Below are 15750 nucleotides of genomic sequence, written 5' to 3' on the forward strand. Positions count from 1 at the left end.
CTTAACTTAAAATCAAATTTCTATACCTTTTGTTAATTCAATGTTAGATGAAGTTTAAGAGCGGTTTATTGCGTTGTAATGCATTGTTTACGAAACCTCTTTAATGTTCATCAATACAGTGTATTAGTATAAATACCTACTTAACGAATACTTAAACTTGAATTAATTATCTCTTATCGCCTCTCATACTTTGGTGCCATACTTTTGCTGCTGTAATTTTTATTGAATTGAGAGGAAAAATGAAAAAGCAAATCGTTGCAACCTTTGTAATGTTAGCGGCTGTTTTTACACAGGGAATAGCCCAAACAGGAATTTTAAGAGGAAAAATCACGGACAAAACTACAGGAGAAGAGTTGGTAGGAGCTGCCATTGTTGTTGACGGAACCACCACTGGAACCATTACTAATTTTATGGGTGATTATCAGATGCCTCCATTGGAAGCTGGTACTTATAACATAAGAGTTCAGTACATCTCATACGAACCTATAGTAAAAGAAGGAGTCGTAATTACTGCTGATGGAGAAACCGTTTTAGACTTTCAGTTAGGTACAGCCGAAATGGACTTAGATGAAGTAAAGGTAGTTGCTAAAGCCAACCGCGAATCAGAGAACTTTTTGATGCTGGAGCAGAAGAATGCTGCTGTTGCCGTTGAAAGTGTGGGTGCAGCACAGTTATCATCACAAGGAGTTAGTGATGCTGCAGGTGCTGTTACCAAAGTTTCGGGTATTGCCAAGCAAGAAGGTGGACAGTCTTTAAATGTTAGAGGTCTGGGTGATAGATATAACACAACTACCTATAATGGGTTACCATTGCCTTCAAATAATGCAGAATTAAAAAATATTGATCTTGGTCTGTTTTCAACTGATATTATATCACATATAAATATTGAGAAAACATACTCAGCTCCTTTATACGGAGACTTTGGCGGTGCTAATATTAATATCGTATCAAAACGATTAAATGGGGAATCATTCTTGACTTTAAGTGTTAAAGGTCAGCAAAATTCCAGTTTATTCGGATTGGATAACTTCTATTATACCGATGGTCCTAATAAATCTGGTTTTTACTCACTTGATTTACCTAATATTGAGGCTATCGATAATAATGAAGCCTATGGTTTTCAAAACTCATGGAATCCTGTTAAAGGAAATACTGTGCCAGCCATTGGTTTAGGCTTATCAGGAGGTAAATCGTTTGAGTTATCTGAAGTAGCTAAGTTGAATACCTTTTTTACTCTTTCTTTTGATAATGACAGAGTGTACACCGAAAGAATTGAGCGTGTTGTTAATGCTGGTGGTAATGCCTGGGACGATCTTGAAGGTGATGAATATAGCTATGAAACTCAGAGTAGTGGTTTATTAAATCTAAACTATTCGCGACCAAATACAGAAATCTATTTTAATAGTTTGATGATGAACTCTTCGGAGCAGACTCTGACAACTATGGAAGGACATATTCGCGACGTGAATGATGATCCGGAGATACCCGGATTAAAAAGACGTGGTGATTTCCTACGTAATTTTGTATTGGTAAATCAATTATTAGGGGAACACAAAATAAATGAATCATTAAGTTTAGACTGGGGTGTTTCTTATAACCACGTATGGAATAGTGTTCCTGATAGAATAGAAAATACTTATCTTTTTTATTATGAAGATTCAAATCAAGGAGAATTAGATACTGAAGCTGTAGGTCGTAACTACAGATATTCTCAGGATTTTAAGGATAATGAGCTGGCCGCCAACTTCGCTTTCAACAAAACATTTGGAGAAGGAATTAACGATGATAGCGAGTACAGAAGCAAATTAACATTAGGCTATTCGGGTAAATTCAAACTACGAAATTTCGAAAATTATCAGTTTAACCACCAGGTATTGGATATTGGTACTATGGTTGATATCGATAATGTGGATGATTATTTTAATGAAGAGAATTTTGTAAACGGATTGTTTAGAATTGATACACCAACAGCTGGTGACATCAATGGTGAACAGAAGTACGGTGAGAGTTACGAAGGTAAGGTGCAGATTAACGCGGGCTTTTTAATGTATGAGTACAATGTATCGCCAAAATTCTTAATTCTGGCAGGTGTACGCGGTGATAATATATTTCAGGAAATGAAAACCCGCTCACGTCAGAATATTACAGGTAGAACTGAAACAACCGAATTTAAAGAGTTTAAAGTGTTGCCTAGCCTTTCGATGAAATATGCGACCAGTGCAAAAACAAACCTACGTTTAGCTGCTTCACAAACTTATACCCTGCCACAGTTACAGGAAATGCCATTTATAGCCTTCTTAGGTCTAACGGATGTGATTTGGGGTAACCCTTGGTTAAAGCCATCAACAGTTTATAATGCTGACTTAAAATGGGAGTTCTTTCCAAAAAATGGTGAGATGTTTAGTGCAACTGTTTTTGGAAAATATATTCAGGAACCAATCAATAAATTCACCATTGCCGGTACATTTAATGAGTTTGTAAATGCCAATACCGGAGATGCAGCTCATGTTTACGGGTTAGAGCTGGATGCTAAGAAGGATTTATTCAACTTTAGCACAGATACTAAAATAAGAAAAGTGTTTGTAAGTGGTAACCTTACTCTAATGTCTTCTGAAACAGATATAGATGCAGAGAAGATTAGAACAGAGACCAATTATAATTTCAATGCCAATTTTAACGAAGAAACAAGTGAGTTACAAGGTGCAGCACCTATGTTGGCTAACCTAACTTTAGGCTACAGTCAAAAATGGGATGAAAACAATAAGACTATCAGTGCTGCCACTGTTTATAACTATACTTCAGACAGACTTTATTCCATTGGTCATTCTAATATGGGTAACCAAATTGACCAGGCTGTTAATACTCTTGATCTGGTTGTTAAAACTAAGTTCAATCGATTTGGAATTGATGTATCTGCTAAAAATGTATTGAATCCTGAAATTAAAAGAGTTCAAGAGAATTCAGACGCCGATTATGTTGTTCGTCAATTTAAGCGAGGATCAACATTTAGTGTGTCTTTAAAATACAATTTCTAATAAACTTAACAATTGAGAAAAATGAAAAAATTGCAGTTTTTATTCGTTTCATTGATGGTACTTGCTTTTGCAAGTTGTAACGATGAAGATGATCCGGTTAATCCTATTGATCCTGATAACATTGCAGGTACAATTACATCTGATGTTACAATGGACGCTTCAGAAACTTACAACCTGAGCGGAGCATTAATAATTGCCGAAGGTGGTTCTTTAACTATTCCTGCAGGTACTAAAATTATAGCTGAAGGAGGAAGTACTTCATACATTGCCGTTGCTCAAGGTGGTGAAATTTTTGTTGAAGGTACAGCTACAGACCCTGTTATCATGACTTCTACAGTAAAAGAAGCCGGAAGCTGGGGAGGTTTAGTTTTATGTGGTAAGGCTCCTGTAAACACAGGTGAAGGAGGTATCTCAGAAGTTGGTAACCTGCCTTACGGTGGTGATGATGCTAACGATAGCTCAGGTTCTTTAAAATATTTACGCGTTGAGTATACAGGATATGTATTTACCAACGAAAAACAATTTAACGGTGTGTCGTTCTTTGGTGTTGGTGCTGGTACCACTGTTGACTATGTATCTTCATACATGGGTAATGATGATGGTATTGAGTTCTTTGGTGGAACTGTAAATGCTTCTCACCTTGTATCAATTGGTTCTAACGACGACGGTATTGATTTTGCAGATGGATGGAATGGAACTGGTAACTACTGGTATTCATTAAACTCTGCTAAATCAGGTATCGAAGGATCAAACAATGGTACTGATGGATCTGCTACTCCAATGACTAACGCTACTATAAACAATATTACTGTTTATGGTATGGGAGAAAAACCATGGTTCCTAAAAGAAGGTGCAGGTGCTCAAACAATCGATAATATTGTTATTGGAGGTTTGGTTGCAGGTAAAGGTCAGGCTTATTTTTATACTTCAAGCGACGATTCTGATTTTGATGCAAGTCGTATTACTATTACCAATGCTAAATTTGTAGATATGGGTATTGGTAACACTGTTAAGGCTGTTGATGGCGTATCGCTTACTGAAAGCGAAACTGCTACAGGTGCCGGTAATGGTGTTGACATGCCTGATTGGGCTTCTTCATGGGCTGCTCCTGGCGCGGTTGAGCCTATTGATCCATCTACTAACATTGCCGGTGAATATACCGATGATCAGGTGTTAGCAGCTGGTAAAACTTATACTCTTGACGGAGCAATGATTATTAATGCAGGTGCATCATTAACTATTGAAGAAGGTGCAACTATTATAGCAGCAGCTAGTTCAACAACTTATATTGCAATTGCTCAAGGTGCTCAGATTTTTGTAGAAGGTACAGAAAGTGCTCCTGTTGTAATGACCTGTGAAGAAGAAGTTGCTGGAAAATGGGGAGGTTTAGTAATTTGTGGTAAAGCACCTGTAAATACTGGTAATGGTGGTTTATCAGAAGTTGGGAACCTGCCTTATGGTGGTGATGTGTCTGATGACAACTCAGGTTCTATCGAATATCTTCGCGTTGAATATACTGGTTATGTATTTACCAACGAGAAGCAATTTAATGGTGTTTCATTCTTTGGTGTAGGTTCAGGAACAAAGGTTAGCTATGTATCTTCATACGAGGGTAACGATGATGGTATTGAATTCTTCGGAGGAACAGTGAATGCCGATCACCTGGTATCTATCGGTTCTAACGATGATGGTATTGATTTTGCTGATGGATGGTCAGGTACTGGAAATTACTGGTATGCTTATGATTCAGCTAAATCAGGTATTGAGGGTTCAAACAACGGTACTGATGGTTCAGCTACTCCTATGACTACTGCTACTATAAACAATGTTACTGTTTATGATATGGGCGAAAAGCCATGGTTTTTGAAAGAAGGAGCTGGTACACAAACTATCACAAACTGTGTAATTGGTGGCTTAGAGGCTAATAAAGGTCAGGCTTATTTCTACGTTTCAGATGAAGATACTGATTTTGATGCTTCAAGAATTACAATTACCGATGTTGCTTTTGTTGATATGGGTGATGGTAATACTGATAAAGCTTTTGCAGGTATTACTTTTACTGAAAAAGCCGATGCTACAGGTGCTGGTAATGGTAAAGACATGCCAGATTGGGCAACTGCCTGGGCTACTCCTAACTAAGAAAAAATTGCATTAAAAAATATCTAAAAACGGCCGGATTTTCCCGGCCGTTTCTCATTTATATAGGCGTCGCTTAAATATTTAACAACAATTTAAGAGTTGAAGGTTTGAAATAGACAGGGTAATATTCTATTTTTAGCCCAAATCAATTAATAAGATATCAAATGAGCCAGTTTGGAGAAAAAGTAGAAGGGTATACTATCCCGGTATTAAACGAGCGTGAAATAAGGGCCTCGGCAGGAATACTCTTCTTGTTTGCTTTTATATCAATTATGACAGCCATCTTAAAACACGATATGGTATTGTTGAAATACTTTATTCTTGGCTTTTTTGTTGAATTTATTATTCGTCTGTTTATCAATCCTAAATATGCACCAACATTAATTATAGGGCGTTGGATAGTGAGCAATCAGGTTCCTGAATATGTGGGTGCCAAGCAAAAGAAGTTTGCCTGGACCATTGGTTTTGTATTGGCGATTATCATGCTAGGTTTAATTGTGGTGTTAAATTCGTATAGCATTATTACAGGTTTAATTTGCTTGATCTGTCTGATCTTTTTGTTTTTTGAATCGGCTTTTGGGATTTGCCTGGGCTGTTTGTTTTATAAATTCGTTTACAAAGAAAAGGCTCAGTATTGTCCGGGTGAAGTGTGCGAGGTTAAAGATCGTCATGAAATTCAAAAATCATCTTTTAAACAAGTATTGATTGTTATCGCTTTTATTGCCTATATAGTTGCCTCTGTTTATTTGTTTAGTGATGCATTTAACGAACAACCACGAGACTTGTGGGAGGTTTTGGCAGAGAAATTTAAGTAAATTATAGAACAGACCGCAAATAATGGAATTGATACTCCCCCTAGGTCAACCCCGAATCAGATGATATTTCTGAACGACCTTTTTGATTTCATTACTTTGCGGTTCTTTTTTTAGTAATTCAATCGTCGCTAAGCGAATTATGAGACTTCGTCTGATTAAAGTTTTAGTTTTTGATTACCATTACTAGTTTTGGTTCCAATCTTTGTTCTATGAGCTATCTTTTGCAATATGGCAAAGTTGTACACTTCGCCTGGCAAGTAGTTCATTTAATATTAAATGTAGTCTGAAACCACCTTTGTCTGTTTTGAGAAGTATACTACAGTAATTGTATATTCGGCAAAATTAAAAACTTTGCCAAGCGGTACTTCTGTCATTATATTTTGATATAGAGTGATCGCTTTGCTATTAAAATTGCGAAAGATCATTCTTTAACGCTAATAACAGATTCTGTAATCTCTGATTCGCCAGCTAAGCCTCTTTTAAAATTATCCCAATCATTAAATATTGCTGATGCAATAATAAACACTGGTAGTGCAACTAAAAGGTATTTAATTTTAATGCCGTATAGTTCTTTATTAAGTAATGACTTCATCTTTAGATTAATTTTCGCATTATTAGATAGGTAATATTGAGAGTAGTAAAATATCGAATTTATTAAAATATTTTAAAAGAGGAGCTTATATATACTCATGGTCAGAAGAAATTCTTCCGACCATGAGAGCCTTAACAAGGGTTTTTAAAGAAGTTTATTTATTAAATTTCTTCCACATTGCATTCCCCCATAAGAAGCCAAAGCCAAACCCCATAAATACTATAAAGAAGAGGATTTGAATAAGGTATTCTATTGTGATAAAATAATCAACAAGGCCTTCTTTATTGATTATGTAGATTACATTACCTGTTATGAAACCAGTAGGTATTCCTATTGCTGGGATGGAATATTTTAATATAAATTCTTTTTTATTTTTAAATATTCTCATTATTATAATTTTAACCAAATAAATAGTCCCACGCCTCTATAATCTCTAGTTAAGCAAAGTCTTTGACTTTGTTCGATTAAAGAAGTCTTTTACTACCATTACTAGTTTTGATTCCAGTCTTTATTCTATGAACTATCTTTTGCAATACCACATGTTTTGTCCTTCAATTAGTCAAAGATTGGTTCCTCCAACAATCGAACAATACGCTTAGAACCATCTTCACCTTTGAAAGTGACTTCAATTGTATCATTAGATAAATCAGTATTTCGATATCTACAATAAGACTCATAATTCAAAAGAGAGATTTCATTAATTGCTATAACCTGTGTTTTAAGTTTAAAATTGGCTTTAGAAGCAGCAGTATTCTCAACAAGAGCACCTATCTCTGCGACACTTTTGTCTTTATTATAAATAAGGGAAAATCCTTTAGTTTTCCCTATAAAACCAGAATTAGGGTGAACTGGCTCCAAAATGAGTTTTTTGTCAGGCCAATTGATGGTTGTTTTGTAGTTTTCAAAAAAGCCCAACCCTAAAAGATTTAAACTTTTGGAAGCTGTACAGACTGTCACATCACTTACAGCAAAATCCGAGTTATTAAAGAATAAACTATCAGTCTTATAATATCGATATGTAATTACCGAGTCTTCTTCGCCCAAACCTTTACTTGCCTGCCCAAGTATCCCTTTACTTAGGTATTTAATAGAATCGTTTAACACATCCCTTTCACTCAAAAACAGAGTACTGTTACTTCCCAAGTCAACCAAGACACTCTTTAATGGCCTATTTTCACCGAACCTAACTTTAGTTCTTAAATGATGACTTTTTTTATTTTCATTTAGTGGAATCTCAAAATAATTACTCCCAAACTCCAAATCATCTGGCCTCTTAGCGACAATAATTTGTTGTCTTTCAAAATCTATCTGCCAAACAAAATGGTGCATGACGCCGATTCCTATAATACCACAAATATTCTCTTGACATTCGCCATCAAATACAATTTCTTTAGCATTTAAATTATCAAAAGCTATTTTCCCAAATTGAATACTTTTTATATTTTTTATATGACCTAAGAACCAGTTCTCGGCGGCTCCTTGAGAAAGAGTAAACCCATTATTTTCAAAACTCATTTCTTCTGAAAATCTCTTGAAAACTATATTAGATGCACCACTATCAAGTATAAATGAACTAAAGGATTTACCCTCATTAACCTTTACATCTATAAGAATATGCCCTGAGCAACTATATCTAAAAGGGATAGTATCCGTAACAAATTCAGAACTTAACACTCCCTGATTTAATTTTTTAAAAGACCTTGATATACTATATAAAAAATAGGCAGCTCCTACAAAGGTTAATAAAATTACAACGCTAGTAAGAATCAATACTTTTTTTATCATTAATTATATTAAATTTATCATTTGGATGGAACCTAAGGCTTGTGCACAACTCTATATTGAATAACATATCTAAAGATCAAATAAGTTATAACCCCACTTACTATGGCAGAGACCATATCCAAAGGGTCAAAAACTCCATGGAACCCGAAATAGCCTAGAAATTCATATAGTATAAAAAACACAACTCCTTGAATAATTATTTTGGATAGACCTACTTGCTTTTTTTCTATTCCAAGACGATAACATGTATAGGTAGGTATCCCTATTATGCTACCAAGAGTGTCAGCTATATGAAAATCATTTAAATGGTTGCTATATATAAATTTTCGATAAGTATAATTCAAAACTATGCCGGCAAGAAATAAAATTATAGCCGCAATAAAATAACCTACATGAGTAATAAATTTCGTTTTAGTTACTTCTTTTAATTCCTTCATATTAATTCGAATTAATTACTTTAAAGGAGAAACAAACGATGCTTCTCCTTTTATAAAATACTATGGCATAGAGTTTTGCCATGCTTCTGCAGCTTCTGGGCTCATATCAGTAATCCATGACAGTGCATAACCAAGTGCGACCCAAATTTTTCTTCTCCCTCCATCAATATTAACAAGATCAGAGTTTGATAACTCTATCAAATGTGTATTTTCTAATTCTAAATTAAACTTTTCCATTTTATTCTTGAATTTAAATTTTAATATAATCAACTTCTGGCTTTATCCCATCCATACATAAAATCCTCCGCACAACCTTCCGGATCATTTAAAAAATCCCATGCCAAACCACCTAATACCCACCATATAATACCTCCCTCTATCATCTTCAATTCCAGGGCATCCATCTCCTGAACGCCTAAATCATTTAAATTTTTCATTTCACAAAATTTTAAGTTGTTAAAAAAGTTAATTTTGTGCCGGCTGTGGCCGGCGCCCCGGTGGAATGTACTTGCAAGGTTGTCCATCGGGGTATTTTGTAACGTTACATCTGCAATATTATAGTCTGTCAGTCTCATTTTTTGAGACTGACCAGATTAATTTCAGATAAGTTTGTGAGTAAGGTGTAACCTCCGCTTACTTTTAGCAAATCATTCTCCTGTAATTCCTTGGTATAAAAGCCACAGTAAAACGATACTTGACTGGTGTAGATATAGCTCTGACTAAGTACACTGTATTCGATGGGTGCTCCAAACTCTTTCATTACATCCAACACCCTGTGTAAAGATGCTTTTGATATTTGCAGTCGTTCTGCCAACTCGTTGGGAGTACCGGTTGCTTTGCGTTTAATTAAGCAATCAATGCGCTCCATTAGTTGAATGGTTTTGGTTAGTTTCGACATAATACGTTAGGTTAAATATTATTATTTACTTTCTTCATTTATCAATTGGGGCATTTGTTTTTGCCACATCTTATAGTATTTCCCTTTTTTATCGAATAAATTGAAGTGGGTACCTTCTTCAATTAATTTACCATTTTCGAGTACCACAATATTATCTGCATTCATTACAGTGCTTAAACGGTGTGCGATAACCACAATGGTTTTACCTTGCTTTTTTAAAGACTCGATGGTAGCCTGCACATAGCTTTCCGATTCAGAATCAAGCGAAGAAGTAGCTTCATCCAATATTAGTACTTCAGGATTACGATACAAGGCCCTGGCAATTGCCAAACGTTGTTTTTGCCCACCACTTAAACTGGCTCCGTTCTCTCCCACATAGGTATTAAAGCCATTGGGCAAATTTTCAATAAACTTAAGTATGCCCAATTGATTGCATACCTCCAATATCCTTTTCATATCAGGCTGAAATTCTCCCACTGCAATGTTTTCAACCACATTGCCGGCGAATAAATCGAGTTTTTGAGGAACGCTGGCAATTAATTGCCGCAAACTCTCATTGTTATAGTAGTTAATATTGTGTTCGCCAATAGTGATACTACCTGCGTTTAAAGGATAAAGCTTTTGAATTAAGGCAGCTAATGTAGTTTTACCCGATCCGCTTTCGCCTATTATAGCGGTTAATTGGGATTTGGGAATAGTAAGTGAAAAATCTTCAAATACATCAACACGCGTACCATAACTAAAGCTTACTTTGTTAAAATGGATATTACTCAACAAATTTATCTTTAATTCAATCTTATTCTCATCCGATTCTCTTTCCAGGTCCATTATTTCAAACAAACGATCTGCAGCAATTAGTGCATTTTGCACTGTTTTATTCATTCCAATCAAACCAGCTGCAGGCGAAGTAAAATATCCGATTATTGCATAAAACGACAACAATTCGCCCGGGGTAATCGACTGATCAATGACAAAGTAAGAACCAATCCATAATAAGATGATGGTAAATAACCTGCTCAAAAATTCAGAAGAATTACCTGAGAAAATGGAATTTAACCCCGATTTATAAACTGTTTTTAATAAGGATATAAAGCGTGTTTCGGTTTTAATATTGGTATAGTCTTCAAGCCCGAACTGTTTTATGGTGCGTACCGAGTTAAGCGATTCCACCAGCTGACTTTCTAAATCTGCTGCGCTTTCCATTACTTTACGTTCCTGTTTTTTATTCAGTTTATTAGCAATAAAATAGGTAAGGGCATATAATGGAACAACAATAGCCATAATCAGAGCCAGCTTCCAACTGTATATAAACATTAGTGCAAATGAAAACAGTACAATAAAAATATTTACAACCAAAGTAACTGCTGTATCGTTAATAAAGGCTCTTATTTTTACAGCATCGTTAATTCGTGATATGATTTCTCCAACTCGCATGGTATCGAAAAATCGCTGCGGAAGTCGCAGTAAATGTTTATAATATCCAAGTATGAGTTGCGCATCAATTTTTTGACCTGTTCGCAACATTAATACTGTTTTAGAAGCGCCTATAAACATTTGAAAGAGCAGTATAACTATCATGCCAACACTTAATAAATTAAGCAGATTGGTATTTCCATCAACTAACACATAATCTGTTATCTTTTGAATATAGATGGAAGTGGATAAACCCATTACGGTATATAGAATGGCACCTGTAAGAGCCTGAATTACCATGCTTTTGTGTGGTTTCAGTAAAAAAACAAAGCGACTTAAATTGGAAACCTTTTCGTTACGTGAGATAAAATCATCATTGGGTGCAAACAATACCAATACGCCTGTCCATTTTTTTTCGAATTCACTTAAAGCTTCTCTATGATACTGTCCGTCTCCCGGATCCATATATTCAATCCAATTGTCTTTTACCTTGTATATAACTACATAATGCTGTAGTACTTCTTTCACAATTACATGAGCAATTGCCGGTATGGGTATTTTAGGTAAAGCATCAGTGCCTCCTTTTACTCCTTTGGCGGTAAAGCCCATTTTTTCTGCAGCCTTAATTAGTCCCAGTATATTGGTTCCTTTTTTATCGGTTCCGGCCATTTGCCTGATGCGTGAAACGGGTAACTTTAGTTTATAATGTGCTGCAATGGATGCCAAGCAAACAGCTCCACAATCGGTAATATCTCGTTGTTTTATTTTCATTAAATAATTTCTTCTTAAGTTTAAATAGGAACTGTCAACTATCTTTTTTTGCTTTTGGTAGTTAATTATTAGCCATCAGCTTGTTATTACTGACCAAATTCGGATTTAGCCAATCGTCTACCTTATCAAATAAAAGTTGATAAAGGGTTCGTTCAGTAAGTATAAAACGACCGGTTAATGACATCCCTTTTTTCAAATGTCCTTTCTGACCTGTTTTAAGTTGCAAATAGTTAACGGGGAGTTGGCATCTCACTTTAAAAACAGGGCTGTTGTTAATGACGATAATGTCATCAGAAACAGACATTACTTTTCCATGAATTAATCCCCATTGATTATAATTAAATGCATCTAACTGAATACGTACTTCCTGTTTATTTCGGATAAATCCTATATCTACAGGGCTAACATAGCACTCGGCAATTAGCGCGTCTTCAGGCGATATTACTGCCAATTGCTGCCCCGGAGTTATAAAGCTACCCTCTTGTATGCCTGCTAACTGGCCAATAGAACCGGTAATTGGGGCTGTAATTACATATTGCGTACTTTCTTTTTGCAATCTTTTAACCGAAGATTGAAGTTGTATGTTTTCAAGCTCAAGTCTTGTTTTTTCAGTTTGCCAACTATTTTGTATTTGCTTTTTATAAACATCTAGTTTTGAAACAGCAGATTCGTATTTATTCTTTGTTTGCAAATATTCCATTTCGGCAATTACCAGTTCATTGTATAGTTGATCAGCCATATCGTATTCCTTTTTCAGAATATCAATAGCAATCTTCATTTCATTAATGTTGGCTGAATATTGTGTCAGTTCTAAATTGTACCTGTTGCTTCGTACTGTTTGTTTTCCAATAATTAAAGAGCTTAAATCATTGATAAAGACATCATTTTCGCTGAGTTGCTTTTTTGCCAGGATTATTTGCTCAAGCAAAGGTTCATCTACCAGCTTTAACAAGGTATCACCCATATGTACCAGTTTGCCATCGCCTAAATTGCTATAGGCGACGAGCCCTGCAATAGAGCTTTGAATTTGACTGCTTTCAATGGGTGTACGAATAATTCCACGGCTTTGTGTTGTTATTTCTACTGTAATTAAAGGTAATATCCCAATCAGAATTATTAATAAAATTACAATGGACAGGTATATCAGTTGAAAAGGTTTGCTATGCTTATAGAAATGCATCTCTGCCGAATGATTGATGATTTCGGAAGGGAAAATTTTTTTCATAATTATATTTGAAATAGACTAGGTTGTTTTGAATTATAGACCATGGGGCATAAGTTTGGCTAATGCGCGTTACTTATACCATCATAATCAGTGATGAAAAAAAATAATGACGTATTATTATTCATATATGGGCACCGAGTACTATTAGCCAAAGGTATAATAGCACCCGATGCCTGGTATTTTTACCTGTCAACAATAATGCGCAGGCTTTTATACTGGTTTAAAAATTCGGGATGGGTAATACCAATCATTTCCATTATTAAATCGAGTTTGCCTTTTAGTAGATCGTCGGCTTGGTCCATTAAGGCTTCTAATTGTTCGCCGGCACCTTTGCGTTCTACAATGGCACTGCGCACATTGGTTTGTTTAGATGCAAAAACATCTAACGCGCTTTGTATTTCTGCCAGTTTTTCGTCTGATAAATTATATACTTCACCTCTGGCTAAGGTTTCTTGCGCATGGCCAATTACCTTCTGTGCACGTGCAATGGTGGTTTGCTCAGTTACCTGTTTTAACTGTGTTACGGTAAAGTCAACATCGTTTAGCAGCACAACATCATTATTAAATGAGGCATGTAGTTTTAAAATGCTAATAAGGTCGAGGGTAAGTTTAACCAGTAGCTCCCGGGCTTCTTTTTTGCTTTGGGTTTGGCTGGTCGACTTTAGTTCGGTTGCCTCATTCTGTTTGCTAATCTCAGTTAACAAATTTTCATATTCAGCCAAGGTATCGGCAAAGCCGGGTATGGCACTAAATTTCTCAAGAATGGTTTTTACCCATTCTAACACCACTTTGTACATTTTAAAGTGTTGGTTCTGGCGTTTATCCATAATCGAATAATTAAAAATTAAATAAGTTGCAGGCATCGTTATACCTTTCTCAGTTAGTCTTATCCCTTTTTAATTATCATCCCTTTTACTCCTCAATAAAAAAGATATTTTTTCGATGTAACAGTCCATTATTTCACTGCAATCAGACATTATGGCAGTGTTAACCTCTGTTATTTGATTGTGACCTGACATTATTTACATATAAATGTGTATTATTTGAATGTGCGGTATATTATTTCATTGCAACCTGACATTATGGCGGTGTTAACCTCTATTATTTGATTGTAACCTGACATTATTTCTATGTAAATGCGTATTATTTGAATGTATGGTATATTATTTCAGTGTGAACACTAATTGTTTAACCATTAGATTGTATTATTTGATTGTGATCAATGGTTATTCTACATTCAATCATAATTATTTCATTTGTCTTTTATACTATTTGAGTGCTTGCCAGTTTGTTTTTACTAGTTGTAAATGGTTTACTAATTTATAAAAGTATTATAGTGGTTAATAGGTTTTGTGTTTAAGTTTTTATTTTATTGCTGTATATTCTGGTTGGCATCATCTTTAATGATGTTTTAAACTGCATATGTACAAACAACGATAGTGAGTGTAGCATTGGTAATACTCTGCTGTTTTTTTAAACCAATAGCAAGATAATAATAATATTTAGTTATCAAAATAATAGAATTTTCGAGGTTCTACAGATAGATTGAAGGTAAGAAATTGGAATCCACTGTTTTGTTAATGTTTCGCAATATGATAGATAATGATAAATAAAAATGTCCATATCAAGAAAAAAGGCTTGTTTGCCAGTAAAAGCAATGCACTTATAAGGGTTTTTATTAAACTGATAATATTTTGTGCTGATAATAATGTAGACACAATTATCTCTCTTCCGTTGTTTGATAAACTAAGGCGAGTAGTTTCGTTAGTAACTATAACTAGCAAGGCTAGTCTTTTAAAATATAGCTTACAATGCTAAATAAGTTCAAATCTGATAAAGTACTCTCTTACTAATAGTGTATAAAATCCATTTTCTTTTGATAAAAAATCTTCATTAAAAGAGTTATTTATCATGTATTCGTTATAGTTAGATGTGTTATTTATTGGATAATCTACACTAAAATAGTAATCTAACATTGGCATTAGTAAGTAATCTTTATGGTCATTTATATAGTAACAGGGTTTATAAGTAATTTGAGATCCGTACATATTTGGAGGAATAGGAAGTGTTTCATACAATATATTTAAAGGATTATATGTGCCCAAATTGGATCTATAAAGGAATGTGTTGTGACTTACAGAATCATTAATTTCTTCAAAATATGTTGTATTGTTCTTTAGTATAATATTATATTGCTTGTATTGACCATTTAATTTATTTTCTATCTCAGCCTGATCTGAATTTACTTTTGTAATAAATATTTGTTTTTGGATATCGAAAGTATCCAAATTCATCATACCATAACCTAAAAGGTCAAATAATCCTGATATTCTTGAAGTGTCTGTTACTTCAAGATTATTTTGAAAGGCTCTATATTTAACATCTATAATACTGTTGCTTACATACTTTCTTGGATATTTCAGTTCTTCTTTGTTGCAAGAGGTAACCAACAACAGAATATTAACCAACAACAGACTCTTAAAAATTTTATTAATAGATTAATCATTAGATTTATTATAATGTTACACTTAATTAGTTCTATTTTCTATTTCTTGAATATAAACCAAACAATCTTTACACCTGTATTTGAGTTAACGGTCGCTAGATGAAATAATAGCTCATTAGTCGATAGCGTGTCAC

14 protein-coding genes are annotated in these 15750 nt (G+C 34.6%); 3 read left to right on the forward strand and 11 right to left on the reverse strand.

What is annotated here, in order from left to right:
• Window positions 1–239 precede the first annotated feature (239 nt).
• The 3 genes from KEM10_RS00725 to KEM10_RS00735 all read left to right on the forward strand — a co-directional run bounded on the left by KEM10_RS00725 (window position 240) and on the right by KEM10_RS00735 (window position 5989).
• Window positions 240–3035, forward strand: coding sequence for a TonB-dependent receptor (locus KEM10_RS00725; protein ID WP_212212187.1), 2796 nt, complete (start codon window positions 240–242; stop codon window positions 3033–3035).
• A 21-nt stretch (window positions 3036–3056) separates the two neighbouring features.
• Window positions 3057–5174, forward strand: a complete 2118-nt coding sequence (locus KEM10_RS00730) for a hypothetical protein (RefSeq protein ID WP_212212190.1) — start codon at window positions 3057–3059, stop codon at window positions 5172–5174.
• 164 nt (window positions 5175–5338) lie between these two features.
• Window positions 5339–5989 (forward strand): DUF4395 domain-containing protein, encoded by a 651-nt coding sequence (locus tag KEM10_RS00735; RefSeq protein ID WP_212212193.1) that lies wholly within the window; start codon window positions 5339–5341, stop codon window positions 5987–5989.
• Window positions 5990–6410: 421 nt separating this feature from the next.
• Here the strand turns inward: KEM10_RS00735 and KEM10_RS00740 are convergent, their stop codons facing one another.
• The 11 genes from KEM10_RS00740 to KEM10_RS00790 all read right to left on the reverse strand — a co-directional run bounded on the left by KEM10_RS00740 (window position 6411) and on the right by KEM10_RS00790 (window position 15560).
• Window positions 6411–6581 (reverse strand): hypothetical protein, encoded by a 171-nt coding sequence (locus KEM10_RS00740; RefSeq protein ID WP_212212196.1) that lies wholly within the window; start codon window positions 6579–6581, stop codon window positions 6411–6413.
• Window positions 6582–6735: 154 nt separating this feature from the next.
• On the reverse strand, window positions 6736–6969 hold the full coding sequence (locus tag KEM10_RS00745; RefSeq protein WP_212212199.1) for a hypothetical protein: 234 nt from the start codon (window positions 6967–6969) through the stop codon (window positions 6736–6738).
• 167 nt (window positions 6970–7136) lie between these two features.
• Entirely contained in the window at window positions 7137–8366 is a 1230-nt protein-coding gene (locus tag KEM10_RS00750; RefSeq protein WP_212212202.1) for a pepsin/retropepsin-like aspartic protease family protein, read from the reverse strand.
• Window positions 8367–8398: 32 nt separating this feature from the next.
• Window positions 8399–8803 (reverse strand): hypothetical protein, encoded by a 405-nt coding sequence (locus KEM10_RS00755; protein WP_212212204.1) that lies wholly within the window; start codon window positions 8801–8803, stop codon window positions 8399–8401.
• Between the two features lie 60 nt (window positions 8804–8863).
• A complete protein-coding gene (locus KEM10_RS00760) occupies window positions 8864–9040 on the reverse strand; it encodes a hypothetical protein (RefSeq protein WP_212212208.1) in 177 nt (58 codons plus the stop codon).
• A 29-nt stretch (window positions 9041–9069) separates the two neighbouring features.
• Window positions 9070–9240, reverse strand: coding sequence for a hypothetical protein (locus KEM10_RS00765; protein ID WP_212212211.1), 171 nt, complete (start codon window positions 9238–9240; stop codon window positions 9070–9072).
• 134 nt (window positions 9241–9374) lie between these two features.
• Window positions 9375–9701, reverse strand: coding sequence for an HTH domain-containing protein (locus KEM10_RS00770; protein WP_212212213.1), 327 nt, complete (start codon window positions 9699–9701; stop codon window positions 9375–9377).
• Between the two features lie 21 nt (window positions 9702–9722).
• Complete coding sequence (locus tag KEM10_RS00775; protein WP_212212215.1) at window positions 9723–11885, reverse strand: peptidase domain-containing ABC transporter; 2163 nt, start codon at window positions 11883–11885, stop codon at window positions 9723–9725.
• Window positions 11886–11946: 61 nt separating this feature from the next.
• Window positions 11947–13110, reverse strand: coding sequence for an HlyD family secretion protein (locus KEM10_RS00780; protein WP_212212218.1), 1164 nt, complete (start codon window positions 13108–13110; stop codon window positions 11947–11949).
• A 182-nt stretch (window positions 13111–13292) separates the two neighbouring features.
• Window positions 13293–13937 carry a hypothetical protein gene (locus KEM10_RS00785; RefSeq protein WP_212212220.1) on the reverse strand — a complete coding sequence of 215 codons (645 nt, stop codon included), beginning with the start codon at window positions 13935–13937 and terminating at the stop codon, window positions 13293–13295.
• Between the two features lie 987 nt (window positions 13938–14924).
• Window positions 14925–15560: a hypothetical protein gene (locus KEM10_RS00790; RefSeq protein WP_212212222.1), complete on the reverse strand. Its 636-nt coding sequence runs from the start codon at window positions 15558–15560 to the stop codon at window positions 14925–14927.
• Window positions 15561–15750 lie beyond the last annotated feature (190 nt).

This window comes from Carboxylicivirga linearis, assembly GCF_018271995.1.
GTDB classification, from domain to species: Bacteria; Bacteroidota; Bacteroidia; order Bacteroidales; family Marinilabiliaceae; genus Carboxylicivirga; species Carboxylicivirga linearis.

What these genes read in the sequence shown, in the direction of transcription:
- KEM10_RS00725 (WP_212212187.1), top strand. Translation starts at nt 240, where the DNA reads ATGAAAAAGCAAATCGTTGCAACCTTTGTAATGTTAGCGGCTGTTTTT.
- KEM10_RS00730 (WP_212212190.1), top strand. Translation starts at nt 3,057, where the DNA reads ATGAAAAAATTGCAGTTTTTATTCGTTTCATTGATGGTACTTGCTTTT.
- KEM10_RS00735 (WP_212212193.1), top strand. Translation starts at nt 5,339, where the DNA reads ATGAGCCAGTTTGGAGAAAAAGTAGAAGGGTATACTATCCCGGTATTA.
- KEM10_RS00740 (WP_212212196.1), bottom strand. Translation starts at nt 6,581, where the DNA reads ATGAAGTCATTACTTAATAAAGAACTATACGGCATTAAAATTAAATAC.
- KEM10_RS00745 (WP_212212199.1), bottom strand. Translation starts at nt 6,969, where the DNA reads ATGAGAATATTTAAAAATAAAAAAGAATTTATATTAAAATATTCCATC.
- KEM10_RS00750 (WP_212212202.1), bottom strand. Translation starts at nt 8,366, where the DNA reads ATGATAAAAAAAGTATTGATTCTTACTAGCGTTGTAATTTTATTAACC.
- KEM10_RS00755 (WP_212212204.1), bottom strand. Translation starts at nt 8,803, where the DNA reads ATGAAGGAATTAAAAGAAGTAACTAAAACGAAATTTATTACTCATGTA.
- KEM10_RS00760 (WP_212212208.1), bottom strand. Translation starts at nt 9,040, where the DNA reads ATGGAAAAGTTTAATTTAGAATTAGAAAATACACATTTGATAGAGTTA.
- KEM10_RS00765 (WP_212212211.1), bottom strand. Translation starts at nt 9,240, where the DNA reads ATGAAAAATTTAAATGATTTAGGCGTTCAGGAGATGGATGCCCTGGAA.
- KEM10_RS00770 (WP_212212213.1), bottom strand. Translation starts at nt 9,701, where the DNA reads ATGTCGAAACTAACCAAAACCATTCAACTAATGGAGCGCATTGATTGC.
- KEM10_RS00775 (WP_212212215.1), bottom strand. Translation starts at nt 11,885, where the DNA reads ATGAAAATAAAACAACGAGATATTACCGATTGTGGAGCTGTTTGCTTG.
- KEM10_RS00780 (WP_212212218.1), bottom strand. Translation starts at nt 13,110, where the DNA reads ATGAAAAAAATTTTCCCTTCCGAAATCATCAATCATTCGGCAGAGATG.
- KEM10_RS00785 (WP_212212220.1), bottom strand. Translation starts at nt 13,937, where the DNA reads ATGGATAAACGCCAGAACCAACACTTTAAAATGTACAAAGTGGTGTTA.